Origin of the sequence: Mesobacillus jeotgali (assembly GCF_014856545.2) — a bacterium.
GTDB lineage: Bacteria > Bacillota > Bacilli > Bacillales > Cytobacillaceae > Mesobacillus.
In genome coordinates this window covers 673558-700514 of the sequence record NZ_CP109811.1, presented here as the reverse complement: position 1 = coordinate 700514, position 26957 = coordinate 673558, and the positions used below count along the sequence as shown (strand labels likewise).

Below are 26957 nucleotides of genomic sequence, written 5' to 3'. Positions count from 1 at the left end.
GATTAAACTTAGAATAGGGGATTCTTCGTGACATCCTGCCAGAATTCTGATTGTTCGAGCTCCCCTGCCAGTTGGAAAAGCAGGTCCTCTCTTCCTCTTGCTGCCATCACTTGAGCACCGACTGGCAAACCATCTTTTGTTTGGTGCAGCGGCAGAGACATTGCCGGCTGGCCCGTAAGATTGGCGAGCTGGGTGAATGGAGTGCGCGCAAGATTTTTTTGTGCGATTTGGTCCACAATTCCCGCTTTCTTTAAAACGCCGCCGAGCCCCAGCTTACCGACAGTACTTATCAGGAACTTTTCAGACGAGGATGGCTCAAGTTCCCCTATTTTCGCTGGCGGATAAGCGGTTGTCGGCGTAATGTAAAAATCATAGGTTTCATGGAAGGTTTCCATCTGCAGGGCCGCTCGATCCCACTCTCTTAGACTTAAAACAAATTCTTCTGCTGACGTCGCCTTGCCAAGCAGGCCGAGCAGCCAGGTCGTCGGCTCCACATCAGAAGCAGTCGCCTTCCGCCCAAGCACTTCCTCTAAAGATGCTAAAAGAGCAGCTGTTTCACCAAAATACATTGTCAAATAGCTTTTCGCGATTTTATCGCCATCCACCGGAGCATCCATTTCTTCAACCTGGTGTCCCATCGATTCAAGCAGCCGAACCGTTTTCAGGACACCCTCCCTGCAATCAGCATCAACCTCTGTTCCAATCGGGGATTTTACCGAAAATGCAATCCTCAGCTTTTTTCCAAGAGGAGTTTCTGCCGCCGCCTGGTAGCTTCCTTCAAATGACGGGGCGGAAAATGCACCTGACCTCTCAGGGCCATGCAGGACGTCTAGCATAGCTGCACTGTCCCTGACCGAACGCGTCAATACATGTTCCGCAGAGGCTCCCTGCCATGCACGTCCATAATACGGGCCGACCGGTGTACGGCCGCGGGTAGGCTTAAGGCCGAACAACCCGCAGTAGGCAGCCGGAATCCGAATCGAACCGCCGCCATCATTGGCACCGGCGATTGGAATGATTCCCGAGGACACAGCTGCTGCCGAACCGCCGCTTGATCCACCCGGTGTAAGGTTTAGATTCCAGGGATTCCTGGTTGGACCATAATGAACAGGCTCCGTCACCGCGACCAGTGCGAACTCCGGCACATTCGTCTGCCCAAGGAAAACCACTCCGGCTTGTCTCAGACGTCTAGCATACTCCGAATCTGTTTTAGCCCGATAATTTAGGAACGCCCTGGACCCTGCCGTAATTGGTTGTCCTTCAATTTCCTGCGAGATATCTTTGAGAAACATCGGAACTCCCGCAAATGGACCAGCCAACTGCTGACCCGCTGTCTTCCTTGCCTGCTCGTACATCTTGTTGATGACAGCATTCATTCTCGGATTCAACGAATCTGTTAAACGGATTGCTTCCTCAATCAATTCAATTGGCTTAACCTCATTCTTTCTTACCAACTCTGCAAGACCCAGCCCGTCATAGTGCTTGTAATTGAAACCCTCCATCGCCCTCACCACCATCTATTTTTTTATCTACTTTCTCTAAAAATATTTAAATTCCTCTTTGGTTATGCTTGATTTCATTGGTGAACTGTTTTGATGGAATTTTCAGGCCAATAAAAAAATGCTGCGAAACTTGCAGCATTCATTAATTTTTCGGCACTATCTTTCTTTACTCTATTGGCATCTACTTTAAAACTTCTTTTAGGTTTTCCCGATGCTTGCTAATGTCAAATCGCGAATTATTCAGGATATATGTAGTAATGGGCAGTTGTTCAAGAATTTCATACTCGAGTTCCTGCCTTGCTTGCAGGATATCAATTGTGCCTTCCAATTCACTTAGTCCATTTACGAGCCCGTATCCTTGAGAAGTATAATAGGAGACAAATCCATTAAACCATTCATCAGGCCGTTCGGTAACTGCTTTGCGGAAAGATTTCTCCAAGTCATCCTGCTTCACATAGACAAGCATTGGATTTAAAGATTTTACAGCCTCAGCCAGTCTATTTACATATTCAAGCGTTCTTTCTTCAGAAGCTCCATACTTCACCATGCCAACAGTTACAGGGTTTTGAATAAAACAGCACTCAAAAATATAGACTTTCTTTTCCGAAGCTGCTTGTCTTGCAAATTCTTCCCAGCTTTCCGAAATGACCGCCATATTTTCCTCAAGTGTAAGTTCATATACATCTTTCTTGGAGATAGCGGCAAACAATTCGTCCGGAAAATCACTGCCTAGTTCAATTTTAATTTTCATATACGGGAGCAGCCGCCGCCCCCTCTTTACGATTATCCAATCCTGAAAAACCTCGCAGAGACTTCCGCTCTCTTTAAGAAGATCTTCAAACTCTTCTTCCGTAAAATAAGCAACCCCCTCATAATCTGCTGGATGGTCAAGGTTCCCTTCCATGTAAATCTCAGCGGATACATGATTCTCGGTAAGAATTTCATGAATCAGCCCCGCGGTTGTCGACTTTCCCGATCCAGGGAGTCCCTCTACTAAAATTAGTTTGGTCTTCATTTTAAACACTCCTAAATATCATCTCTCACGATAATTCTTCACCACCGGTAAGTTTTCCTTTATAGATAAAAGAAAAGAGACTAATCCAGATAATGGACTAGTCTCTTTTGAAAGTTCCAGTTAGTCTTCCTTCTCTTCAAGGTCCTTAATCAAAGTCTTCATTTCGCCGATCTCTTTACGCTGTGCCTTGATAATTTCGTCTGCAAGTTTTTTCACGCGTGGATCCTCAATTTCGGCACGCTCGCTTGTTAAAATCGCAATCGAGTGATGCGGGATCATCGCTTTCATCCATGATGTATCATCAACTGTTGTCTGGCTTCGAACCAGGAACAGTGAAACCGCAATCAATAAAACACTTCCCGCATAAATACCTATATTGACTTTTTTATTAGTATACATTTTAAGCATGAAAGATAGCATGACTATGGCCATTACACCGCCCATGATCAAGGCCATATAAAGTCTTGTTTCGCTGAAGAATACATGATCGATACTATATGCATTCAAGTACATCAGAAAAAACATGATAATTGTGGAAGTCAGCACCATCAAGCCAAATCTGCCGTATTTATTCTTCATTGTTTTCCCTCCTTTTTTACCAGATTGAATACCGTTATTCTTTGAATACCCCGAAGTCTAATAAATAATCATCCTAATTCTTGGTTTGCCATTTGGGAAAAGCGGGTAAGTACGGCCTGGTGCTGCATGGTATATTTTTACTTATTTACCTGATTATTTAATATATTTTCATTAATTGAATAATTTTTAATACACTTTCTTTTAGATAAAAAAACGCCAAAAAACCCTTATATATCAACAATCAATCAGATACCTTCCTGATATTGTTTTTGACAATTCAGGATTCTTCGGACATCCTAAGGGTCTTTTCACACTTTTCTTCACAGAGTTCTGGGAACGTTTCTCTTACTATGGAATGAGAGCGATCCTTGTATTCTACATGTATTACGAAGTATCAAAAGGCGGCCTAGGCCTTGATGAAACATTAGCACTTTCCATCATGTCCATTTACGGCTCACTCGTTTATATGTCAGGTGTCATCGGCGGATGGCTGGCTGACCGTATTTTCGGTACATCAAAAGCTGTATTCTACGGTGGAGTCCTGATTATGCTGGGCCATATCGCGCTTGCGATTCCTGGAAGCATCTCAATGTTCTTCGTGTCGATGATCCTGATCGTAATCGGAACAGGTCTTTTGAAGCCAAACGTATCCACTGTCGTTGGTGAAATGTACAGCGAAAATGATGCTCGTCGCGATGCTGGTTTCACTATCTTCTATATGGGTATCAACGCAGGTGCATTCCTTGCGCCACTAATTGTTGGAGCAGTTTCTGAGGCTTACAACTTCCATTACGGCTTTGCAATTGCCGCAATCGGCATGTTCATTGGATTAGTTGTTTTTGTTCTTACAAAGAAAAAGAATCTTGGTCTTGCTGGTACAGCTGTACCTAACCCGCTTTCACCTTCTGAAAAGAAGAAAACTTTCACAATCTTTGCTATTGCGGCTGTCGCAATTGGTATTTTAAGTGCTATTTTAATTCCTGCTGGACTTTTAACATTCGAAAGCTTTATAAATCTTGTTACTATTCTTGGTATATTAATTCCTACTGTGTACTTCATCATCATGTACCGCAGCCCTAAAACTACAGATGTTGAACGTTCACGCGTACTTGCATACATCCCGTTGTTCCTTGCAGCAGTTATGTTCTGGGCAATCCAGGAGCAAGGCTCAACCATCCTTGCAAACTATGCTGACAAGCGTACGCAATTAGAATTTGCTGGAATCTCTATTTCTCCAGCATGGTTCCAGTCACTGAACCCATTATTCATTATTATCTTTGCACCAATCTTTGCTGGGTTCTGGGTGAAGCTGGGCGACCGTCAGCCATCAATTCCTAAGAAGTTCTCATTCTCATTGATGTTTGCCGGCCTTTCATTCCTTGTCATCCTGATTCCTGGATACTTCACAGGTTCAGATGCACTTGTCAGCCCATTATGGCTTGTACTAAGCTACCTGATCGTAGTATTCGGTGAATTGCTGATTTCCCCAGTTGGTCTGTCAGCAACAACAAAATTGGCACCTGCTGCTTTCTCTGCACAAACAATGAGCCTCTGGTTCCTTGCAAGTGCAGCAGCACAAGCTATTAACGCACAGATCGTGAAGTTCTACTCTGCTGAAACAGAGATGGCTTACTTTGGTACAATCGGTGGGGCATCCATCTTATTAGGTATCATCCTGTTCGTCATGTCTCCTAAGATTCAGGGATATATGAAGGGAATCAAATAATCCAGTTATGCAAAAGGCGGCTACTCCAATGGAGAGCCGTCTTTTTTTGTAAGGAGCAGTCAAAATGGGAAAGCCGTCAACCAATAAAGATTTTTAAATGAAACATTTTTAGGGTATCTTTTATACAAGAAGCTTATGAAGGAGGAGTCTATTATTTTGACTTATGTTCTTTTGGCAATAGGTTTTGCTTTACTAATAAAGGGGGCGGATTATTTCGTTGAGGGAGCCTCTAAGATTGCGACTATGCTTAGAGTCCCGCCTTTATTGGTGGGCTTAACGATCGTTGCATTCGGAACCAGTTCACCCGAAGCGACAGTCAGTATCATTGCAGCCCTTGAAGGCAACAGCGATGTTTCTCTTGGGAACGTCATCGGAAGCAATATCTTCAATATCACCCTGGTTGTCGGCATCACTGCCATGATCAATCCACTTGCGGTTGAAACGACGACAATTCGAAAGGAAATTCCCTTTACTTTACTGGCAAGTGTAGCGCTGGCAGCAGTCGCCAGTGATATTGCTCTCCAGATGGCCAACATTAATTCAATTGGCAGAAGCGAAGGAATCATCCTTCTCCTTTTCTTTCTGATTTTCCTGTATTACATCATCGAGGTTGCCTTGAATAGCCGGGAACCAGCATCGGATGTCGCTGCAGTCACCGGCAAAGGAACCTTGGGGAAGAATATATTCATTACGCTTGCCGGCTTGGCTGCGATTATTTTTGGCGGTGACCTGGTAGTTGATAATGCAACGAAAATCGCCCTTTCCCTAGGAATGAGCGAGACATTGGTTGGTTTGACGATTGTGGCTGTTGGGACCTCCCTGCCTGAATTGATCACATCCATCACTGCCGCCCTGAAAAAGGAAAGCGAAATCGCCCTCGGCAATATTGTCGGAAGCAATATCTTCAACATCCTTTTCGTGCTGGGGGTATCAGCAACCATCTCGCCACTCGCGGTCAATGATAAAATTTTCACCGATATCGCGCTGATGATTATTCTGACAGCAGTCCTGCTGATCTTCTCAAGATCAAAATTCAAGATTTCAAAAGTGGAGGGCGGCATTCTCGCAGCAGTTTATATCGCCTATTTGATCTTTATCATTTTACGGAATTAAAAAACTAAGCGGCCTGAATGTAGATTCAGGCCTTTTTCCATGAATGTGATTTCATATAAGCGTAAGATTTATAGGCTTTCTATTTTGGATAAGCCGGAGTTTTTCCGATAGCGTATAATGGTCATGTCTTTGTTGATGACTTTATCTTCTCCCGTTCGTTTATACCCCATCTTTTCATACAAGTAGCAATTGCGCTCTTCAGTCAGGATGGTATCAAGCTCCCATGCCTCCGCTTCCGGATACATGAGCTCCAGCCGTTTCATGACTTCCTGGGCTATTCCTTTATTATGGTATTTTTCAAGGATGTTGATGATATGCAGCTTCAACAATCCAGGGGACTTTTCATAGACATGAACACTGCCCGCAAGCATGCCTTCAAAAAGTATTTTATAATACTCTCCCCGCTTGAACCTTGCGGAGAATCTCTCCATCGTTTGGGTTACCGGGCTGGTTTCATGATCCTTATATTTTTCATATAAAGGCATAAATACTTCTCTTTGCAGAGCTAAAAGTTCCTCGGCATCCTCAAGTGACGCTTCTTGCAGGCTGATGGGCGAATTGACGATTTCAAATAACTGATCAAAATAGTTAAACGGAATGAACTCACCGTTCTCAACCATTTCCCTTATCTCCTCTTCACTTGCCCATCTCGCTTCAGCCACTTCCTCTTCCTGCAGCTGCAGCTCTTCAATACCAACATTTTGCCTGACCAGCCAGATATCATCGAAGCCTTGCGAAAATTTCACTGTGAAGATTACTTCCCCTTTTTCAATGTCCAGGTCTATTCCAATCTCTTCCTTAGCCTCCCGGACGGCCGCCTGCTCACTATCATCGCCCATGACCGCAGAACCAGCTGCCGAACAGTCCCACATATTCGGGAACCCAATTTTCCACGGCTGCCTTCTCTGGATCAGATACTGTCCATCATCGTTCACAATCCAGACATGGACAACCAGGTGATGATCCCCCGGTTTCATCTCCTGCCCTCTTTCATGAATCCGGTCCGTCTTATGCCTGTATTTATCGTAAACATTCCATAGTTCCATGGAAGCCACCTCCCTTTCAATTTGTTCTATTATTATACAATTCAATTGAAAAATTTGGCATTTTTTTTCATAAAAAGAACCCAAGCAAAGCAGCTAGGGTTCCTTCGAAATTATTTAGGCATATAGATGGAAGATCCAGGACCGATATCGATGCCTGTCAGCATCCAGATGATGAGCATCAACACCCAGCCAATCGTCAGAGCGATTGAGTACGGAAGCATTGTTGCAATCAGTGTACCGATTCCAACATTCTTGTCGTACTTTTGCGCAAACGCGATGACGATTGCGAAGTATGGCATCAATGGTGAAATGATATTTGTCGTTGAGTCAGCGATACGGTATACAAGCTGAGTGAACTCAGGTGTGTAACCGATTTGCATCATGATTGGCACGAATACCGGCGCCATGATTGCCCATTTGGCAGATGCGCTGCCGATGAACAGGTTAATGAATCCTGAGATGACGATGAACGCCAGGATTAACGGGATTCCTTTGAAGCCTGTGTCTTCAAGCAGCTGAGCGCCATTTACAGCTAGTACCAATCCGAGCTTTGATTCACTGAAGTAAGCAACGAATTGAGCAGCAACAAACGCAAGGACGATATAAGACCCCATTGTTGCCATTGTGTCTGACAGCTGGTCCGCTACATCCTTATCATCCTTGATTGATTTTGTGATTTTGCCGTAAACAAAACCTGGTACAAAGAATAAAATCAGGATAACAGGCACCAGCGAGTGGAAGAATGGAGCATTGATGATGTTCTCTTCCCCGCCGCGAAGTGGTCCCCATTCAGGGATAACAAGCAAGGCAATTCCGATTGATGTGATGATGATTGAAATCAAAGCTCCCCAAAGACCTTTTTTCTCAACAGGAGATAAATAATCAACCTCTTCCTTCACATCACCTTTAAAAGTGCCAAGTCTAGGTTCAACAATTTTATCCGTTACAAAAGTTCCAATAATGGTGATCAGGAATACAGAAACAACCATGAAATAGTAGTTCATCGCATAGTTGATGTTTTCAGCATATGCCGGATCAAAAATAGCCGCAGCATCCTTCGTCAAACCACCTAAAAGCGGGTCTAATGAAGTCAGCAGCAGGTTCGCACTGAATCCGCCGGATACACCAGCAAAGGCTGCTGCCAAACCAGCAAGCGGATGTCTTCCAAGACCAGCGAACAGGACAGCTCCAAGTGGTGTCAAGACAACATAACCAGCGTCAGCTGCCATGCTGGACATAACGCCGCCGAAAACAAGCGCAGCCGTCAATAATTGCTTAGGAACAGAAGTAACAAGTCCGCGCAATGCCGCACTGATCAATCCAGTACGTTCCGCAATCCCGATTCCCAGCATCGTAACAAGAACCGTTCCCAGCGGAGCAAAGCCAGTGAAGTTTGTGACAGCGCTTTCAAATAGATAGGCTATCCCATCCTTGCTTAACAAGTTCTTGACCGTTAAAAATTCCCCTTCATTCATAGGGTCTGCCACTTTTACACCCATTGCTGAGAAAACCGCTGACAGCACGATAACCATCACGGAGAAAATCGCAAACAAGGTGACCGGATGAGGCAATTTATTTCCCACACGCTCAATCACATCGAGTGAACGCAAAATAAAACCTTTTTTATTTGTCGTTTCCATGAATACCCTCCTTCAAATTAATATAAATATTCAGACAAATACCTTAATAAGACCTTTATCATTATAGAGGGTGTCCACGATAATTTGAAGCGAAAACCTATTATACGGAATAATAAAATTGTTGGTAAGATTCAGAAGTGGTAGAGAGGCGAAATAATAGGGACTGGAAAGACCTTGGGCATATGCTAAACATTTTAGGAGAGGAAAAAGCAGGTGCTGGAGTTGGATTAAGATGACTACATGAAGTTATCAAAAATTTTTCAAGCCTTGCTAAACAAAAAAAGAAGCATGCTCAGCATACTTCTTCATTCTCTATTTTATACTTTTCCTTCTCATCCATTGCGTTGCGGCCCATTTGTCGCCGATTACGACAGGCGCACCGCCATGCAGGGTCAAGTCATTCAAGTCTTGATTGTCATAGAAATATTCAAAATAAACGGCCATGCCCTTTTGCGGGGATACAGCAAAATTAAGCTTGGGGAAGTATGTTTCTCCTCCCTGCTCGACATCGTTCAGGTACATCACAAGAGTACTAATTCTCGGATTGCTAACCTTTGACGAGAAAAAGTCAAAATGCGCCTTGTACTCCTGGCCGATTTTATAATTCAAGATTTGCAGGCCTTCTCCATGTTCATTCGGAATGCCCATAATTTGCGAAATTCTTTTTTCCACTCGAGCAACAACGTCATTTTCAGCTTCTTCAATAAACGTGCTGCTGCTAGTCCTCAGTTCATCCACTTCCCGGGTATTCCCGATTTTCGAGCGCTGCAGCTTGTCCTTGGACAGCTTCATTAGCTCATCGCATTCCTCGTCACTCAATACATTTCCCAAAATGACGATTAGCGGTTCTTCCATCCTGGCAATTATGTTGATTTCACGATCGTCGGTTTTGATTTTGTTCCCGATATGATTAAAAATCGTTGGTTCCTTTACAGTTAAATCAACAGCATCCATTATCAACTTTCATCAACCTCTTAATAATTTATTTTTCCAAAAATTAGATTGATATATAAACGAAAGCATCATTCATTCTTTATGTCCCTTGTTTCCTCCTGTAATTCAAAATGGATGACAAAACCGAATCTTAAACTCTATTCAATTTTTCAATTTATTTTACAACGCGGGAAGGTGATTTACTATCATTTTTTTATTCAAAGCTGTGTTAATAGTCATTATTGATATTCGCAATTATCCGAATAAGTGTTCTGACTTCAACATAAAAGACTTGATAATTAAAGGAAATCTAATACCAAATATAGAAACATAATACACTCAGGTCATCAAATATCGTGATATAACAAGAGCAGCTTTTTCAACGAAGCATAAAGAGTGCAATATAAAGGGGATAGTGGCTTTGGAGATGAATGTAACCTTAAACAAAGATGCATTTAAAGATCTCACCTTATATACAGAAGAAGTAAGAAGAGATATGAATGCATCAGGTTCTGCATTGGTTATTATGAAAGATAATAAAATAGTGCACGAGTGGTATTCTGGGAGGCACCATTATGAGCAAGGTGCAATACAGATAAATAGCAATTCAAGATTCAATGTATATTCGGTTAGAGTTACTTATATTGGATTCGCCATTGCATTAGCTATATATGAAGGCTTATTAAACCTGGATGATAAATTAAGCGACTATTTAGATGAATATAATAAAGACACCCTTGGAGAGGCAACAATTAGACATTTATTAACAAGATGTACTGGTCTAAAATTTGAAAATAAAACAGTTTACCGTGTCTTCGATCTAGGAACTAATATTGAGGGAAAGAGACCCGAAATATTAGCGAAGATATTATACAAAGCTACCGGCAGGACAGTAAATGAAGTCCTATCAAACAGAGTGTTTAAGCCCTTGAATTGGACAAACACTGGATGGGTTACTGAAGGGAATAAAAATTTAGTCTGTGATATAGATACGTTAAAGAATTATCCTACATTAAGAATTGGCTCAAATATAGGTGATGAAAGAAATCTTTATGTAAGTGCCAGAGAATTAGCATTTTGGGGGAATTTACATTTAAACAAAGGGATATTTGAAAATAGGTCAATACTGCCACAAGAAATATTTGAACTAATTACTACGGTTCAAAGCCCTAATGCCTTACCACATCAACTTCCGAAATTCGGGTTTCTATGGTGGGTTAAAGATGGTGAAGTATCTGTTGATTACAATGAATTAGGTTCAGAGTTACCAGCAGGTTCCTACCAAATACTTGGGGCATCTGGATGTTCCTGTACTATCATTCCGGAATATAATGCAGTGGCCGTTAGAATGTACAATAGTTTAAATGCATACGAGAAATTAGGGTTCGATTATATAAAAGATATTCAAATGTTTGACAACCTGGTTATTTCGAATCTGAAAAACTTATAGAGCGGTAGCTATTATAGTAACCGGGACGTTAAACAAAACAAACGATTAGGCTGTCATTATATGGCAGCCTAATTAAATTATATTTAATCTACAGTAAACACTAACACAGCTTTATTCAAAGGACTATAAAATGGGCTGTTGACTTCCAGTGTTTGAAAATAGAAGGAAAAATTCCGCTTAAATTGGAAAAACCCCTTATTTTCATCAAAATAAGGGGAGTTTTTTCGTCTATTTAATCCAGATCGTTGGATTTTGACTTATTTAGCAGGTAACCGGAATATCTCCGCTTATTTCTGTTTCATCAGGGACCTCTATACACAATAGCGGGAAATTCTCTGCTTATTTCTGTTTCATTCTACATTGTAATTTTATTCCAGAGGGTTTTTCGTGGAATTAAGAGAAAAAGAGGAAAACCCCCAGCCAAAGGTTTTTCCTCTTTTCATTTCAAGTCCGAAGAATCATCATAATCGTAGCGGAAGCCGTCTGTTTGATTTGGAGATTGTTTGTTCTCTTTGTTTTTCAAGTCCTGTTCCATTTGCTTCTTGCCTTGCTGCTTTTTGTCAGAGTTCAATTGATTTGCCTCCTTTTTGCTCTCTATTATCCCTAGTCACTCTTTCTTATATTCATAAGGCTGAATATAGTGGAAATACTAGAAGGACAAATCCTTATATCTTCGAGGTCAATTATGCAGCGCAACTACGCAATCGATTTTATAAAATTTTTCGCCATTCTTTCGGTCGTCATCATCCATACATTCCCCGGCAATGAACAGTTGGGTTATTTCGTTCTCGATAATCTTTCCAGGTTCGCTGTTCCTTTTTTCTTTGTCGCTTCAGGTTATTTGTTCAGTCTTAAAGTGGAGAATAATCCTGAGTCCTTTTCTTACTTCAAAAAATATGTAACAAAAATACTGAAAATCTATGTTAGCTGGCTCGTTTTCTATGCTGGTTATGATGTAATAAGGATTTTTTTGACTCATGGTAACGTTAATGTGGAACTAGCCAAGTACAAAGGAAACCTGACTGTTCTTAACCTCCTCTACTACGGCCAGGGAACAAGCGGGTATCAGCTGTGGTTCGTGATTTCACTGGTATGGAGCATTATGATTTTATACCTCTTTTACAGATTGAATAGAGTAAGGCTGCTTTTGGTGATCGCATTTTGTTTCAATCTCCTTGGCCTCTTCGGACAGTCTTATTCGGTATTTGATGAACTGCCAGTGAGCACAACCCGGGCTGCCCTTTATATCAGCCTGTTTTATACGGTCTTGGGATTCTGGCTTGCGTCGGTTCACACCTGGCGAAAATATGATGCCAGAACTTATTTTTACTTGTTTTGTTTCTTTGCGATTTCACAGGTTTTAGAAGGTATCTGGCTTCAGAAGGGATTAGAGTCAGAACATGGCGAATACTTCTTTTCGACGATTTTCCTTACCTTATTTCTGTTTCTTTACACCTTAAGCAAGCCCAATCTCGGGAAGGACTTGTTGATCACCAAAATAGGCGGCAACTCTCTCGGAATATATGCCATTCATATATTTTTTATCGATATGGTGGATATCTTGTTTGAATCAATCGGTTTGGATAAAAGCACACAAAGTTTGCTGCTGAACTTATTGGATGCATCCCTTGTTTTCGTTTTATCGTATACCATGTATAATCTTTTACAGTCTGCAAAGCTTGTGTTTAAAACTAGAGCCTGACCCCACCAGGGTTCAGGCTCTAGTTTTATATTCTACTTATTTCTCCTCAACCAAATCCCTCTCCAGCCTATCCAATATCCGTCGCTTCTGATAGAGCATCGTGGCGGTTTCGGCCAGGTCGCTCACCATCGATCGGTTGGCGAACGCACCGAATACGATTCCGGCTACCGGGACCATTTGGAGCAGCTTTTTCCAGCCGAAGGATTCTGTATACGTCAAAGTTACCTCGCGCCAGCCCTGGAGCTGGGAGATGACTTCCCTTGATTTATTTTCATTGTTAAAATCGCTTAACTCATTCAAGATGGCCTGCTTTCCGACGACATCCGCTGAGGAAAACTGGAGGCATTTGATGATGAAGACGCGCTCCTTCTTGTCTTTTGGGTCGAAGCCATGGAGGATGGCGATATCCTGGATTGTTTTTAGCGAGAGGGCCAGCACCGCAGGAATATCAATCGCCAGCGTAAAAATCCCGCCAATCCCCGTGCTCGCACCCTGGATTGCCGCCGCCTTCTTCCGCTGCTCACCCAGTGCAAGTGATGCCTGCTTCATTTCTTCCACCGGAATGCGGTCCATATCTGCAAGCTGGCTGACTCTCCTGCCAGTCTTTTTCTCGAAAAATTGAAACACAGACTTCTCGCTTGTTAAATATTGTCCGCCTGTCTGAATATAGCTTCCCAGCTCATCAAGCAGGAAACCTACCTTCTCCTGGATGAATTTTGGCGTGAACCGATCAAGCATTTTGAACGGCAAACGAGTCAGACGCTCCCAAAACCAGAGCCCCTTCTGGTCCTTCTCCCAATTTTCAATCTGCTCCAGTTCTTTCAATAAATAGTCCCTTGAGTCCATCGCATTCATCCACCTGTCATTTTTTGATACTATATAAACGGTTTACACTATAGTAAGGTTTCATTTTACTTCGATATTATAGAATTCTTTCGCCAATTCCTTGAAACGCTTGGGGTCTATTTCCTCTTTCTTAACCCCGGCTTCCGTCCAGGAGGTAAAACTGGTTTCCGTCAACACCATGCTTCCATCCGATGTCACTCTTGTCAGCAATGGCTTTTTATTAAATGGAGAGTGCGGGTGCGTCGTAATGGTCTTCTTCATCTCGGATAAATCGCGGATATTCTCTACCGGCTCTCTGGAATCAAAGGCGTAGCCGATTTTCCAATCAGGATCCTTATACTTCAGCTTCATTTCCAAGAAGTAATCTCCGAACTCACTAGCCTCTTTTTTCACGCGGAACTCACCGCTAGGGGAAGTGATTTCAGTACCATCCATCGGCACTGGCCTTAACGGCAAATTTCCGCCAAAACCGGTATCCACCAAATACCTTTTTCCGTCGTCATTCAGTAAAATCGCAGCATGTGTCCTTCCCGTCGGACTAAAGCCTTTTAAATCCGGAACGTACACAGACCCGCGGACCAGCTGGACATCAAGCCCATTCTCTTTTAAAAACAAATAGAGAATGCCATTCAAGTCATAGCACAGGCCTCCTTCATTTCTCTCAATGATTTTCTCCACTAAATGTCCTTCATTCAACCCATTTGGATCCCCCGAAAGGGTGCACAGGTTTTCGAAGGGGATGGTGGCTGCGGTTAGTTCTAGAATTGTATTTAGACTTGCAAATGTGACAGGAATTGAACTAGACAGCCCAATCCTCTTTCGAAATAACTCGTTAAGATTACTCATTTCCCAATACCTCTTTCGTTTTGCTATCTATCGTAAAGATACATGATTTCACTCAAAAAAGCAGATATACAAGATAGGTCTTATTATTCATTTTCTATCTTTTATATATATTTATTCCGACATTTTTCTATACATTCAAGCAGATTACCAAGATCATTTTTCAAAAACTGACAACCAACCAATACTTTAAGTCTATTTAATTATCAAACCATGTAGTTTTTTGGAACTATTTACATGTATTCAGGCTCCTCTCCAATCATTGCTGACCGTATTAAAGTATTGTAAAATTGAGAGGAAAGTTTATTGCAAGCGCTTGCATAATTTGGCTTCTTAAAATTTTTTATCGGATTGTGCAAACGGTTTCACTTAGAATTCCATTGTTTAAGAAAAGGAGGTTTTCTACTGCTAGTCTTGTAAAATTAATTCATTTAGGGAGGAAAAGATTCGCATGAGAAAAAGCACAAAACGCAGCTTTTCTATTTTCATGACAGCAATTATGATTTTGAGTTTATGCCTTCCTTTTGTACCTGCACAGCAGGCTAATGCTGAAGGAGAGTCTGTAACCTTAGAATCTACTGACCGTAAAGTTCGCTTTACTTACATTCGTGACGACCAGAATTTTGGTGAATGGAATATATGGACCTGGAATACAGGAGTACAAGATGGCCAGGTTGATTTTTCAACAAAGGAAGGCAACAAAGCTGTTGTTGATATCCCAGTAGGACCTGATACTGCACAGATGGGCTTTGTTCTTCGCAGTACTTATAACTGGGATACTGCACAAAAGGAATTTGGAGACCGTTTTATTAACATCAACCAAAACGACTCCATAACTAAAGCATTCATTACAAGTGGTGTAGAGCAGATTCGCATCGTTCCAGATGGATCCGCTCCAGTCGTTGAGAATGGAAATGCGACTTTCTTCTACCGCGATAAAGAACTTTTCGCAAACGATTCAATGAATACAATTGAAAAAGTAGAATTAAAATTCAATAATGAAACAATCGAAATGACTTATGAGCCAGAGAATGAAAGATTCATAGCTTCATATAGTAACATTCCAAATGGCACAAACGAATATACTTTCCTCGTAACGACAAAAGATGGCGCGACTAATGAAGTAACTGATCCTTACAACACCGTCGATGGCAAGTCGTCGATTACTCACACAAGCACTGAGTTAACCGTTTCCGGTTCTGTTCAACCGGATGAGATTGACTACAACCAGAATGCTGTGTTGACAGTTGGTGTAGAAGGCCTGACAGATGGGATTGAAGTCAGAAAAATCACTGCTGACGTATCCTCACTTGGCGGATCTAATGCTCTTGAAGTCGATCCCGCGTTAAAAGAAGTGACAATTGCAGTCGACGATAACGTAACTGCAGGAACAAAATCAATTCCACTAACAGTTATTGATTCATTTGGGAATGCACATAATGGCACAGCAACTGTGGATGTAAAAACAAGACAATCCGTCGGTGAGAATGATTTTGACTGGGATGAATCAATCATCTACTTCATGCTGACAGACAGATTCTTTGATGGAGATTCCTCTAATAATGATCCTTACAACCTAAACTATGATACTACTGATCGCGGTACGTATCAGGGCGGCGATTTTAAAGGAATAACCGAGAAATTAGATTACCTGGATGACCTTGGTGTGAACACAATCTGGATTAGCCCGGTTGTGGAGAACATTAAATACGATGTCCGCTACAATGCGACTGATGATAAAGGTGGACAGTACCATGCTTACCACGGTTACTGGGCAAGCAATTTTGGCGAGTTGAACCCTCACTTTGGTACAATGGAAGATTTCCATGAGCTGATCGATGCTGCTCATGAGCGCGGCATCAAAATCATGGTTGACGTGGTATTGAACCACACTGGCTATGGTTTGAAAGACATTGATGGTTCTGCCGAAAACCCTCCAGCTGGATACCCAACTGACGCAGAGCGCAGCACTTACAGCAGCTTGCTTCGCCAGGGTTCAAATGTTGGAACCGATGAAGTCGTTGGCGAACTATCAGGTCTTCCTGACTTTAAAACAGAGGATCCAGAAGTACGTCAACAAATAATTGAATGGCAGACAGACTGGATCAATAAAGCGAAAACAGCAAAAGGCAACACAATCGACTACTTCCGTGTGGACACTGTAAAGCACGTTGAAGATGCTACTTGGATGGCATTTAAAAATGCTATCACTGAAAAAATGCCTGAACATAAGATGATCGGTGAGACTTGGGGTGCAAGTGCTGACAACCAGCAAGGATACCTTGAAACAGGTATGATGGACTCCTTACTTGATTTCGATTTCAAAAATATTGCCAAAAGCTTCATTAACGGCAACCTTAATTCAGCGAACAATGCGTTGATTGACCGTAACGCAAAAATTGATAACACTGCTACACTTGGACAGTTCCTCGGCAGCCATGATGAAGATGGGTTCTTACATGCTGTAGGGAATGACGAAGGAAAGCTGAAAGTGGCTGCTTCCCTGCAGGCTACTGCTAAAGGCCAGCCAGTCATTTACTACGGTGAAGAACTTGGACAATCTGGAGCAAATAATTATCCGCAATACGATAATCGTTATGATCTAGCATGGGACCAGGTTGAAGGCAATGATGTCCTTGAACACTATAAAAAGATTCTGAACTTCAGGGGCGATCATTCTGAAGTATTCGCAAAAGGTGAACGTACAACAATCGCTGGTTCAGACTCTGACCAATACCTTCTTTTTGCACGCAATCATGGAAATGATAAAGCCTATGTCGGTTTGAACATTTCCGATTCAGCGAAAGAAGTAACATTAAATGTTGATGGCGAAAATCCAGTGGTAACAGACCACTATTCAGGTGAAACGTATCCTGCCACAACTGGACAAGTGACATTAACAATTCCATCTAAAGCAGATGGCGGTACTGTTTTACTAACGGTTGAAAATGGCGCGATCATCCCTATAGAAGATGGCAATGATGACGGAAATGGTGATGGAAATGGCGACGGCACTGTTGAACCAATCCCTGCGAACCATGTCCGAATTCACTACAAGCGTGACGACAACAACTATCAGAATTATGGCGCATGGCTGTGGAACGATGTAGCTTCCCCTTCTGCCAACTGGCCGACAGGTGCTACGATGTTTGAGAAAGCAGACAGCTACGGTGCATACATTGACGTCGAGCTTGCAGATGGCGCAAAGAACATCGGCTTCCTCGTCATGGACGTTACAAAAGGTGATGCTGGCAAAGACGGCGGAGACAAAGGCTTTACAATCACATTACCGGAAATTAATGAAATTTTCATTAAGCAAGGCGATGACAAGGTCTACACATATGAACCAGTCAACCTTCCTGAAAACACGGTTCGTGTCCACTATGTACGTGACAACGCTGACTATGAAAACTTTGGGCTCTGGAACTGGGGCGATGTTGCTGCACCTTCTGTGAACTGGCCAACAGGAGCTGCATCCTTCTCTGGCACAGATCGTTATGGTGCGTATGTTGACATTCAGCTAAAGGAAAATGCTAAAGAAATTGGCATGATCACTCTCAATAGGACAAATAGTGCGAAGGATGGCGGGGATAAAAACTTCAACCTTCTGGACAGATACAACCACGTTTGGATCAGACAGGGCGATGATAATGTCTATATCTCTCCATATTGGGAGCAGGCAACCGGCCTTACATCTGCAGAAGTCATCTCTGAAGATACGATTCTATTAGGCTTCACAATGACAGATGGCTTAACAGCAGATGATTTAAAATTAAAGCTGGAAATAAAAGATGCAGATGGTACTGAAGTTTCAGTGACAAGTGCTGAAATCACAAGCCCAACTGCTGCAAAAGTAAAAGCTTCATTTGATTTAAACAAACTTCCATTATCTGTAACATTTGCAGACAGAACAGTTTCTGCAGCTACAAGCTGGAGAATGCTCGATGAAATGTACGCTTACGATGGCGATGACCTTGGTGCCACTTATAGAAATGGAGCAGCAACATTAAAGCTTTGGGCTCCGAAAGCAAGCAAGGTTGTGGCAAACTTCTTCAATAAAGACAATGCAGCAGAGCAAATTGGCAGCATTGAGTTAACAAAGGGTGAAAAAGGTGTCTGGTCTGCGGACATTGCTCCTGGCGACCTGAATGTAACCGATCTTAAGGGTTATTTTTACCAGTATGAAGTGACAAATGATGGAGTGACAAAAAAGGTTCTTGATCCTTACGCAAAATCGATGGCAGCGTTCACTGTGAATACGAAGGGTGAAGCTGGTCCTGATGGTGACACCGTTGGTAAAGCAGCAATTGTTGACATGAGCGGTACAGATCCTGAGGATTTTGATCATGCAAAAATCAAAGGCTATGAAAAGCGTGAAGACGCAGTAATCTATGAAGTGCACGTACGTGACTTCACATCTGACCCTTCAATCGAAGGTGATTTGAATGCTAGATGGGGTTCTTACAATGCCTTCGTCGACAAGCTGGATTATATTAAAAAGCTTGGCGTAACACACGTTCAATTACTGCCTGTCATGGCGTGGTATTATGGCGATGAAACGAAGATGGGCCAAAGAGAACTTGATTACTCTGCTGGCGGAAACGAGTATAACTGGGGCTATGACCCACACAGCTACTTCTCGCCGGATGGCGCATATTCAGAAGATGCAACGGATCCTGAATTACGCGTAAAAGAATTGAAACAGATGATCGATGCCATCCATGATGCTGGAATGGGTGTTGTCCTTGACGTTGTTTACACTCATATGGCAAAAGCCAGCCAGCTGAATGATATCGTACCTGATTACTATGCGTTCCAGGACGCTCAAGGCAACTTCCTTGGCGGCTTCGGAAACAACCTGGCAACAAGCCACACAATGGCTGAAAAGCTGATGGTAGATTCAGTGAAATACTGGTTCGAAGAGTACAAGATTGACGGTATGCGCTTCGATATGATGGGTGACGCAACCTATCCATCTGTTCAAAACGCATATGACGCAGCAGCTTCCGTTAACCCTGATGCATTGTTCATCGGCGAAGGCTGGAGAACATTCGCAGGCCACATCGCTGAGCCAGAACTAGCTGGCATGGGTGCTGACCAGGATTGGATGGATAAAACAGATGATGTCGGTGTATTCTCTGATGAAATCCGTAACGAATTGAAATCAGGCTTCGGTTCAGAAGGTGAGCCTCGATTCCTGACTGGCGGCGCGCGTGATATCAACACGATTTTCAACAACATCAAAGGCCAGCCTGGCAATACAGCTGATGATGATCCTGGCGACATGGTCCAGTACATCGCGGCACATGATAACCTGCCGCTGTACGATGTTATTGCACAGTCGATTAAAAAGGATCCGGCAATTCCAGAGAACAATCTTGAAATCCACAAACGCATTCGTTTAGGAAACTCCTTGATCTTGACATCACAGGGTACTGCTTTCCTTCACGCAGGCCAAGAGTATGGAAGAACGAAGCAGTGGAAAGGTGAAGGTGTTCCTGAACAAAAATATCACGAATTGAAAGATGAGCAAGGAAAATCATTTGGATACTTCATTCACGATTCATATGATTCTTCCGATGCGATTAACATGTTCGACTGGCAAAAAGCAACAAACAAGAAGGAATTCTCAGTCAACACAACAACACAAGCCTACACTAAAGGCTTGATTGAGCTGAGAAAATCAACGAACGCTTTCCGACTTGGAGAAAAAGAACTCGTTGACCAGAATGTAAGATTGCTTGATTTACCTGAAATCAAGGATACTGACTTAGTGATAGCGTACGAAAATGTATCGACTGATAAGACCGGTACGTACTATGTATTCGTAAACGCTGATATGACAGCTCGTACCTTGACATTAGGCGACCTTGACTTCTCAAAAGCTAAGGTTCTAGTCGACAATGACGAAGCAGGTAAAACACCTGTTTCCAAGCCATCAGGCTTTAAGCTTTCAAATGGCAAGTTAACTCTTGATCCATTAACAACAGTGGTCATTAAAGTCGACAAAAAGGGCAAAAAGTAATAAATTAACACGGCAGGTATCATCCTTTCCAGATGGTACCTGTCGTTATTTTTGCCTCAATAGTTTACTGAAAAGGCTATCAAGGGTATTATTAATTAACACAACAAAGTACGGCTAAGGAGAATCGAATGCTGGATTACAGATTATATAAAGGTCAAGGCACAGAGTATATCGTGTTGTTGCACGGAATTGGCGGCAGCTCCAATATTTTTTACAAGCAGCTAAAACCTTTCCTTAAAAAGTATAATATCGTCGCGATCAACATGCCTGGCCATGGGAAATCGCCTGACATAGATTCCTATAAGGGAAAGTTTTCTTTTGATTCCATTGTCAGGGAGATTCTCACGACACTGGACCACCTCTCGATTCGCAAGGCTCATTTTGTCGGAGTTTCGCTGGGCACGATCATCGTCCATCACCTGCTGCAAACACAACCCGGACGAGTGAGGTCAGCAGTCCTTGGCGGGGCAATCACAAAATTGAACCTATTTGCAAAATCACTGATCAAATTCGCTTGGTTAATAAGGAATTTCATTCCGTTTATGTGGCTGTACCGTATACTGGCCTGGATCCTGATGCCTCGCGGAAACCATAAGAGCTCGAGGAAATTTTTCATCCAGGAAGCCTATAAGATGAAACGGAAAAACTTCCTTGCCTGGTATCCCCTTGCCGGAGATGTCAAAACTACCTATAGCAATGTTCAGGAAAATAGCAGGAATGTCCCAAAGCTTTATATCTCAGGTGCTGAGGACCATATGTTTGTAAGGGATTTAGCAGAAGATCTTCAGGGGGATGAAAGCTCGGAGCTGGTGATTCTGGAGCGCTGCGGGCATGTCTGCAATATTGACAAAGCAGAAAAATTCAATGAGTTGTCCCTCGAGTTTATGGATAAGCATCAAGTCAAGAAAGCGAATATCAGTTAATAAACACAGGGAGCAAGCCAGATTGGCTTACTCCCTTTTGTTTGGTGTATTTAGTAATAAAACGGATATCTAGGCGGGCAGCACGGGTAAAATGGCGGGTATGGCGGATAAAACGGACGCGGGTAAAATAAAGCGCCGCCCAATAATCCACCAGCCAAACCACCTAAAAACGGCAATCCAAAGCCCCAGCCGATAAATCTTTGATCCTGCGAACGATAAGGATGTCTGTATGCATGCATACGGCTTACCTCCCTCTTCTCTTTTTGTCTTCACTAATTTTATATGCGTTTATCACGGTTTTGGCTTGGGCGAATGCACCTGGGGAGTCAATCGTGAACCGCTTCGTCGTTATTTTTGTGGCGCCAGAACCTGATTTCTCGGTCAACAATACGCCACAAAAAAGAAGCATATCAACGTGATATGCTTCTCCCCTAATTAAACTTTAAACTTCGCGACCATCTCTCTCAGGTTCTCTGCAAGCCGTGCGAGTGATGCGGATGATGCTGCGACTTCTTCCATCGAAGCCAGCTGCTCTTCTGTTGCAGATGCGATTTCTGCTGTGCTTGCGACGGAGCCGCGGGCGATTTTGGTCACCTCGTCAATTGAGGCATTCACCTGCATAACACTCGCTGACATCTCTTCTGAAATGGCGGAGACTTCCTGGATTTCTGAGCTGACATTCTCGATCGACTTTAAAATCTCGTCAAATGTTTTTCCAGTGTCTTCTACCAGTAAAGCTCCCTCTGAAATTTCAGCTGTTCCTTTGTTCATCATTTCAACGACCTGGTGGGTTTCTTTTTGAATCACTTCAATCAAGCCGGAGATCTGGCTCGCTGACTGTCTTGAGAGCTCAGCAAGCTTTCGGACTTCATCCGCGACAACCGCGAATCCTTTTCCATGCTCGCCGGCTCTTGCGGCTTCAATCGCTGCGTTCAGTGCGAGCAAGTTGGTTTGGTCAGCGATTCCGGTAATGACCTCAATGATCTTTCCAATCTCAGCCGATTTGCGATCCAAATCCTTGATGACGGCATTCGTTTCACTTGTCGTATGATTGATCGTTTTCATTTTCTCAATCACTTTTTCCAAGGATTCATGTCCGAGCATTGCCTGTTTCGTCGTATCCGCTGCTGACTCTGCGACTGTGGATGTAGTGACGGCAACTCTCTGGATTCCTCCCGCCATTTCTCCCACTGCTTTTGCACTTTCTTCCGTATTCTTGCTTTGGAGCTCTGCACCGCCTGCCACTTCCTGGATGGCTGTCGCTACCTGGTTCGTAGCCGAGTTCGTCTGGTCTGCACTAGCCATCATTTGTTCAGCTGATGCCGCAACCTGCTCCGATGTACTGCTTACCTGATAAATTAAGTTTCGCAAGTTAGCTGCCATTTCATTGAAATCCGAAGCCAGCTGGCCAATCTCATCTTTATTCTTCACTTTAATTTTCTCAATAGCCAGGTTTCCGTCGGACATTTGCTTAACCGCGGTTGAAACAAGCTGGACAGGCTTCGAAATGGTCCTGCTGATATAGGTAGCAATCGCCGTTCCAAGGATAAAAGCCGCCGCACTGATCACAATGATGACCAGAGATACTTTCTGCACCTCCCCGGATAACGTTTCACTTGTAGCTTCAAGGGCATCCTGCTGATACTCGATCGCATCCTCAGCAGCAGAATTCAGGCTGAAGATGAGCGGATTCCCTTCTTTTTGCATCAATAGTCTGACCTTGACCGTTTGTTCATCTCTTATTAAAATAAAAGCCTCTGAAGCTACGTCGTAATATGCTGCCTCTGCTGCAATGAGGTTCTCTCCTACCTTTTTCCCCTCGGCAGATTCTGTTGTGCTCATATATTTCTTAGAGTTTTTCTTAAAATCCTCAACAGCGCCTTCAAATTCAATCAGGCTTTCACCATCGCCATTTGCCATATATTTTTGGAGTGCCAGCTGTTCCCTCATAATGGCATCCTTCATCTCGACAATCAGATTCAGCTTTTCCATACGATCATGAATGGAGGTTGAGTACTGGCTGTTCATCTTGCCGAATTGTAAGTTGGTGATCACCGCCACCAACGCCAGCAGCGCCAATACAGAGAAGAAGCCAGCAAATAGTTTTTTCCGAACCGTGAACTTCGTATTGAGCTTAACCTGCTTAACCTTGAATCGCTTTTTGAATTTCATTTTCCGCTCTCCTTAGCAGCGCAAATTGCACTGTATTCTATCTACTATCTATTTCGGCATTCATTCCATTTCTTTTAGGGCTTTTGACATCCTTTTAGAGAAAATTAACCAGAAATAGAAAAACGCTTGGATTTGATTAAAATCCAAGCGCTTTCACATCAACTAGCTTTTTTCTTCTTGTCCCTCTCCACTTTATCCTCATAAAAAAGCGCGAAATCCGGATCGATTTTTCCGATTCCGAGGTACCTGGCTTTGTAATCCTTCAAAAGGGCGAAGAATTGCTTGCCGAGTATGAGGATGACGACGACGTTGATGAAGGTTGGGATGGCGGAAGAAATGTCCGCAAAATACCAGACCGTCTGTCCCGGCAGGCCGAACGCGACTCCGTACACAACCATCAATGTCCCTGGGATTGGGTATAAATAGATGAAGGTTTTTAGAATCCTGTTTTTCACCTTTATTTTTCCTTTTAAAAGGTGGCGCAGGACGATTTCGTAATAAGAGTACCAGCCTGTCACCGTCGTCAGGCCGAATAACAGGATCGACAGGGCAATCGTAATGCGGCCAAATGAACCGATGCCTGTTTCAAACGCTGTGAGCGTCAGGTCAGCTCCGGTCAGGCCTGTGGACCATGCGCCTGTGATGATGATCGTAAACGCGGTGATCGATGACACGATGATCGTATCAATAAATACCTCAAAAGCACCCCAGATGCCTTGTTTTACCGGATGGTCGACCTTTGCTGTCGAGTGAATCATCGGAGAAGTTCCCCAGCCTGCTTCATTACTGTAGACCGAACGGGCCATTCCCATGCGGATGACCTGGGCCACCGCTGCACCGGCAAAGCCGCCAACCGCAGCTGTTCCGCCAAAGGCTCCATCAAAAATCAGTGCAAATACATCGCCCATTTGGGTGATATTCGAAATGATAATGAACAGACCTGCTACTACATAAAACAAAACCATTGCCGGAACAAGTTTCGACGCCAGTTTTCCAATATGCTTGATGCCGCCCCAGACGACAAAATAGACAAGAATCGAGAAGATGATTGATGCAGGAATCATCCCGATATCAAACGTAGAGCTGATCGCTTCAGAGATTGTGTAATTTTGCATCGTAATAAAGAATGTAGAAAAAATACCGAATCCGAAGATGACCGCCGGGAAAATCCAGAATTTAAAATTGCGCTCTTCCCCAAGCCCTCTTTCCATATAATAAGTCGGCCCGCCGTATGGGTCGCCATTTTCATCCGTGCTTCGGTAATAAACCGAGAGGGTAACCTCGACCGTCTTGATGATCATCCCAAGCAGGGCGGTGATCCACATCCAAAAGATGGCACCTGGTCCACCTACCGCAATGGCTGTCGCTACACCTCCGATATTTGCGACACCAACGGATCCTCCGATCGCAGTCGACACCGCCTCAAAGGATGAGATGACCCCTTTCTTCCCATCCTCTGTTTTCTCCTTTTTAAACATGCTGCTGAAGGTTGCCTTCAGGATATGCGGCAAATGCCTGAACTGAAAGAAGCCGCTTCCGATTGTAAAATAAATCCCGACAAAAACCATTGTGAGGATTAACGGCAATCCCCATAAAAATGCTGATAAACTTGATAACACTTGATCCATGCTGTCTCCCCTCTGCTGTTCGTTGATCTTTTTTTAGCTAGGCCGTCTTTGTTGCTTTAACACCCTGGAAGCATCTTCGAAAAGAGCCGTAACCTCTAGGAATGCCCGTTCGAAAAAAACCTGCAAGAATGCGGTGTTCGGCCCGATATTTCCATATATCCGGTGTTTGAAAAGCTGCGAAAACAGCCTCCTTTTGAATACCGCCCTTTTAGTTCTTCCGATACTTAATCTCCCCGCCGATGATCGTCATTTCGATGTCCATCGCTAAAAGTTCATCCGGATCTGCCATTTCAAATGGATTGGCGGAGAAAACCGTCATATCGGCAAGTTTGCCGCGTGCAATCGTCCCTTTTATCGTCTCTTCGTTTGTTGGATACGCACCCAGCTCGGTGAACAGGCGGAATGCCTCCACCATCGACAGCTTCTGTTCTGGCACATAGCCTTCATGTTTTTCACCCGGCTTTTTGCGTGTCACGGCTGCGTGGATTCCGAGGATTGGATCCACCGGCTCAACCGGAGAGTCTGAGCCGCCAGCGCAAATGACACCAGCCTCCATCAGCGTTTTCCATGCGTACGATAGCTTGATCCGCTTTTCGCCAAGGCGCTCCTGCACCCATGGGAAATCACTCGCGATAAAGCGCGGCTGGATATCGGCAATCCGGCTTGGGGATTTCAGGCGAGGAATCAGTTCCTCCCGTAAAACCTGTGCATGGATCAACCTGTCGCGATACGCCGCTGCAGGGAATTGGTCGAGCACGTCCAGCATATTTTCGAGAGCTTTGTCGCCAATTGTATGCACCGCAATCGGCATGTCCAATTCTCTTGCACCACGGACGATTTCGTACATCTGCTCCTGGTCATACATCGCATCACCGTAATGGCCCGGTGCGTCGCTATATTCCTCTGAGAGCAGCGCAGTCCTTCTTCCGAACGCTCCGTCAGCAAAAATTTTAACAGCGCCGATGTTCAAAGTATCATTGCCATAGCCCGTGTACATTCCTGCTTCTTTTAGGTTTGGTAAAAACTCATGGTTAATCAGCAGGTTACTGCGCAAGCCCACCTGTTCCCCGTTCAGCAGCTCATTGAAAATATTCCATGTCATTTCAAGGCCGCCAAGATAGAGCGGGTCATTCGTATGGACGCTCGTCAGCCCCTTGCTCATCGCAAAATGCATTGTCTCGCGCATCGCGTTTTTCCAGTCGTCGTACGAGCGCTCAGGGATGTAGGCCCTAACCAGATTCGCCGCTGACTCGAGAAACAGGCCGGTCGGCTGTTTTGTTATTTCATCGAGGACTACTGTTCCGCCATCCGGAACCGAAACCGACGGATGATAGCCACTAACTTCCAGCGCCTTGCTGTTAACCAGCGTCGCGTGCAAGCACGTCCTTGTTAAAAACAACGGGTTTGCTGGAGCAACATAATCCAGCTCTGCAATCGTCGGAATGCCTCCATCGGTAAAAAGGTTCTCATCCCAGCTGCTGCCGACAATCCATTCACCAGGCTTAAGCTGACTGGCTTTTTCCTGAATTTTAGCGAGCATGTGGTGCTTGGAAGTGACTCCGACAAAATCCAAATTTATGAAACTGTCGGCCATGATGGATAAGTGAAGGTGGCTGTCAATCAAGCCTGGAGTAGCAGTCTTTCCCTCCAGGTCGATGATTTGCGCGTTGCTGCCCCATTGCAGCACCATATCAGCTGAAGTTCCCATATCGATGAAACGGCCATGTTCGATGACGACCGCCTGAACAATAGGTTTGCGTGAATTGAATGTGTAGATCGTTCCGTTAGTGTAGATGGTTCTCAAGATGATTCTC

Annotated in this window: 19 protein-coding genes; 6 read left to right on the top strand and 13 right to left on the bottom strand. The window is 43.7% G+C overall.

What is annotated here, in order from left to right:
* Positions 1-8 precede the first annotated feature (8 nt).
* The 3 genes from FOF60_RS03505 to FOF60_RS03495 form a co-directional block, all read right to left on the bottom strand.
* The gene (locus tag FOF60_RS03505; RefSeq protein WP_192469745.1) at positions 9-1502 is read right to left on the bottom strand and encodes an amidase; all 1494 of its coding nucleotides are present in this window, start codon (positions 1500-1502) and stop codon (positions 9-11) included.
* Positions 1503-1683: 181 nt separating this feature from the next.
* Complete coding sequence (locus FOF60_RS03500) at positions 1684-2517, bottom strand: P-loop NTPase family protein (protein WP_192469746.1); 834 nt, start codon at positions 2515-2517, stop codon at positions 1684-1686.
* Between the two features lie 120 nt (positions 2518-2637).
* Positions 2638-3096 carry a DUF305 domain-containing protein gene (locus FOF60_RS03495; protein ID WP_192469747.1) on the bottom strand — a complete coding sequence of 153 codons (459 nt, stop codon included), beginning with the start codon at positions 3094-3096 and terminating at the stop codon, positions 2638-2640.
* 244 nt (positions 3097-3340) lie between these two features.
* Here FOF60_RS03495 and FOF60_RS03490 point away from each other — a divergent pair, with 244 nt between their 5' ends.
* Positions 3341-4822, top strand: a complete 1482-nt coding sequence (locus FOF60_RS03490) for a peptide MFS transporter (protein ID WP_192469911.1) — start codon at positions 3341-3343, stop codon at positions 4820-4822.
* Between the two features lie 156 nt (positions 4823-4978).
* Positions 4979-5935: a calcium/sodium antiporter gene (locus tag FOF60_RS03485; RefSeq protein ID WP_192469748.1), complete on the top strand. Its 957-nt coding sequence runs from the start codon at positions 4979-4981 to the stop codon at positions 5933-5935.
* Between the two features lie 68 nt (positions 5936-6003).
* Here the strand turns inward: FOF60_RS03485 and FOF60_RS03480 are convergent, their stop codons facing one another.
* From FOF60_RS03480 to FOF60_RS03470, 3 genes are all read right to left on the bottom strand, one after another.
* Positions 6004-6981: a bifunctional NUDIX hydrolase family protein/GNAT family N-acetyltransferase gene (locus FOF60_RS03480; protein WP_192469749.1), complete on the bottom strand. Its 978-nt coding sequence runs from the start codon at positions 6979-6981 to the stop codon at positions 6004-6006.
* Positions 6982-7091: 110 nt separating this feature from the next.
* Positions 7092-8621, bottom strand: coding sequence for an AbgT family transporter (locus FOF60_RS03475; protein ID WP_192469750.1), 1530 nt, complete (start codon positions 8619-8621; stop codon positions 7092-7094).
* Positions 8622-8933: 312 nt separating this feature from the next.
* Complete coding sequence (locus FOF60_RS03470; protein WP_192469912.1) at positions 8934-9575, bottom strand: 2OG-Fe(II) oxygenase; 642 nt, start codon at positions 9573-9575, stop codon at positions 8934-8936.
* 406 nt (positions 9576-9981) lie between these two features.
* Here FOF60_RS03470 and FOF60_RS03465 point away from each other — a divergent pair, with 406 nt between their 5' ends.
* Positions 9982-11004 carry a serine hydrolase domain-containing protein gene (locus FOF60_RS03465; protein WP_192469913.1) on the top strand — a complete coding sequence of 341 codons (1023 nt, stop codon included), beginning with the start codon at positions 9982-9984 and terminating at the stop codon, positions 11002-11004.
* Positions 11005-11443: 439 nt separating this feature from the next.
* On the opposite strand, the gene FOF60_RS03460 is transcribed toward FOF60_RS03465, so the two are convergent.
* A complete protein-coding gene (locus FOF60_RS03460; RefSeq protein WP_264647637.1) occupies positions 11444-11575 on the bottom strand; it encodes a hypothetical protein in 132 nt (43 codons plus the stop codon).
* Between the two features lie 114 nt (positions 11576-11689).
* On the opposite strand from FOF60_RS03460, the gene FOF60_RS03455 reads away from it, so the two are divergent.
* On the top strand, positions 11690-12706 hold the full coding sequence (locus FOF60_RS03455; protein ID WP_192469751.1) for an acyltransferase: 1017 nt from the start codon (positions 11690-11692) through the stop codon (positions 12704-12706).
* A gap of 36 nt (positions 12707-12742) precedes the next feature.
* Here FOF60_RS03455 and FOF60_RS03450 read toward each other — a convergent pair whose 3' ends face one another.
* Together FOF60_RS03450 and FOF60_RS03445 are read right to left on the bottom strand one after the other, a co-directional pair.
* Positions 12743-13552, bottom strand: a complete 810-nt coding sequence (locus FOF60_RS03450; protein ID WP_192469752.1) for an EcsC family protein — start codon at positions 13550-13552, stop codon at positions 12743-12745.
* A 60-nt stretch (positions 13553-13612) separates the two neighbouring features.
* On the bottom strand, positions 13613-14398 hold the full coding sequence (locus FOF60_RS03445) for an arylamine N-acetyltransferase family protein (RefSeq protein WP_192469753.1): 786 nt from the start codon (positions 14396-14398) through the stop codon (positions 13613-13615).
* A 448-nt stretch (positions 14399-14846) separates the two neighbouring features.
* On the opposite strand from FOF60_RS03445, the gene FOF60_RS03440 reads away from it, so the two are divergent.
* Both FOF60_RS03440 and FOF60_RS03435 read left to right on the top strand, forming a co-directional pair.
* On the top strand, positions 14847-20420 hold the full coding sequence (locus FOF60_RS03440) for a pullulanase (protein ID WP_192469754.1): 5574 nt from the start codon (positions 14847-14849) through the stop codon (positions 20418-20420).
* Between the two features lie 128 nt (positions 20421-20548).
* The gene (locus tag FOF60_RS03435) at positions 20549-21343 is read left to right on the top strand and encodes an alpha/beta fold hydrolase (RefSeq protein WP_192469755.1); all 795 of its coding nucleotides are present in this window, start codon (positions 20549-20551) and stop codon (positions 21341-21343) included.
* A 50-nt stretch (positions 21344-21393) separates the two neighbouring features.
* Here FOF60_RS03435 and FOF60_RS03430 read toward each other — a convergent pair whose 3' ends face one another.
* From FOF60_RS03430 to FOF60_RS03415, 4 genes are all read right to left on the bottom strand, one after another.
* Entirely contained in the window at positions 21394-21582 is a 189-nt protein-coding gene (locus FOF60_RS03430; RefSeq protein WP_192469756.1) for a hypothetical protein, read from the bottom strand.
* Between the two features lie 196 nt (positions 21583-21778).
* Entirely contained in the window at positions 21779-23515 is a 1737-nt protein-coding gene (locus tag FOF60_RS03425; protein ID WP_192469757.1) for a methyl-accepting chemotaxis protein, read from the bottom strand.
* Between the two features lie 158 nt (positions 23516-23673).
* Positions 23674-25143 (bottom strand): alanine/glycine:cation symporter family protein, encoded by a 1470-nt coding sequence (locus tag FOF60_RS03420; RefSeq protein WP_192469758.1) that lies wholly within the window; start codon positions 25141-25143, stop codon positions 23674-23676.
* 208 nt (positions 25144-25351) lie between these two features.
* Positions 25352-26950 (bottom strand): amidohydrolase, encoded by a 1599-nt coding sequence (locus tag FOF60_RS03415; RefSeq protein WP_192469914.1) that lies wholly within the window; start codon positions 26948-26950, stop codon positions 25352-25354.
* Positions 26951-26957: the final 7 nt, after the last annotated feature.

What these genes read in the sequence shown, in the direction of transcription:
- FOF60_RS03505 (WP_192469745.1), bottom strand. Translation starts at nt 1,502, where the DNA reads ATGGAGGGTTTCAATTACAAGCACTATGACGGGCTGGGTCTTGCAGAG.
- FOF60_RS03500 (WP_192469746.1), bottom strand. Translation starts at nt 2,517, where the DNA reads ATGAAGACCAAACTAATTTTAGTAGAGGGACTCCCTGGATCGGGAAAG.
- FOF60_RS03495 (WP_192469747.1), bottom strand. Translation starts at nt 3,096, where the DNA reads ATGAAGAATAAATACGGCAGATTTGGCTTGATGGTGCTGACTTCCACA.
- FOF60_RS03480 (WP_192469749.1), bottom strand. Translation starts at nt 6,981, where the DNA reads ATGGAACTATGGAATGTTTACGATAAATACAGGCATAAGACGGACCGG.
- FOF60_RS03475 (WP_192469750.1), bottom strand. Translation starts at nt 8,621, where the DNA reads ATGGAAACGACAAATAAAAAAGGTTTTATTTTGCGTTCACTCGATGTG.
- FOF60_RS03470 (WP_192469912.1), bottom strand. Translation starts at nt 9,575, where the DNA reads ATGGATGCTGTTGATTTAACTGTAAAGGAACCAACGATTTTTAATCAT.
- FOF60_RS03465 (WP_192469913.1), top strand. Translation starts at nt 9,982, where the DNA reads ATGAATGTAACCTTAAACAAAGATGCATTTAAAGATCTCACCTTATAT.
- FOF60_RS03455 (WP_192469751.1), top strand. Translation starts at nt 11,690, where the DNA reads ATGCAGCGCAACTACGCAATCGATTTTATAAAATTTTTCGCCATTCTT.
- FOF60_RS03450 (WP_192469752.1), bottom strand. Translation starts at nt 13,552, where the DNA reads ATGGACTCAAGGGACTATTTATTGAAAGAACTGGAGCAGATTGAAAAT.
- FOF60_RS03445 (WP_192469753.1), bottom strand. Translation starts at nt 14,398, where the DNA reads ATGAGTAATCTTAACGAGTTATTTCGAAAGAGGATTGGGCTGTCTAGT.
- FOF60_RS03440 (WP_192469754.1), top strand. Translation starts at nt 14,847, where the DNA reads ATGAGAAAAAGCACAAAACGCAGCTTTTCTATTTTCATGACAGCAATT.
- FOF60_RS03435 (WP_192469755.1), top strand. Translation starts at nt 20,549, where the DNA reads ATGCTGGATTACAGATTATATAAAGGTCAAGGCACAGAGTATATCGTG.
- FOF60_RS03430 (WP_192469756.1), bottom strand. Translation starts at nt 21,582, where the DNA reads ATGCATGCATACAGACATCCTTATCGTTCGCAGGATCAAAGATTTATC.
- FOF60_RS03425 (WP_192469757.1), bottom strand. Translation starts at nt 23,515, where the DNA reads ATGAAATTCAAAAAGCGATTCAAGGTTAAGCAGGTTAAGCTCAATACG.
- FOF60_RS03420 (WP_192469758.1), bottom strand. Translation starts at nt 25,143, where the DNA reads ATGGATCAAGTGTTATCAAGTTTATCAGCATTTTTATGGGGATTGCCG.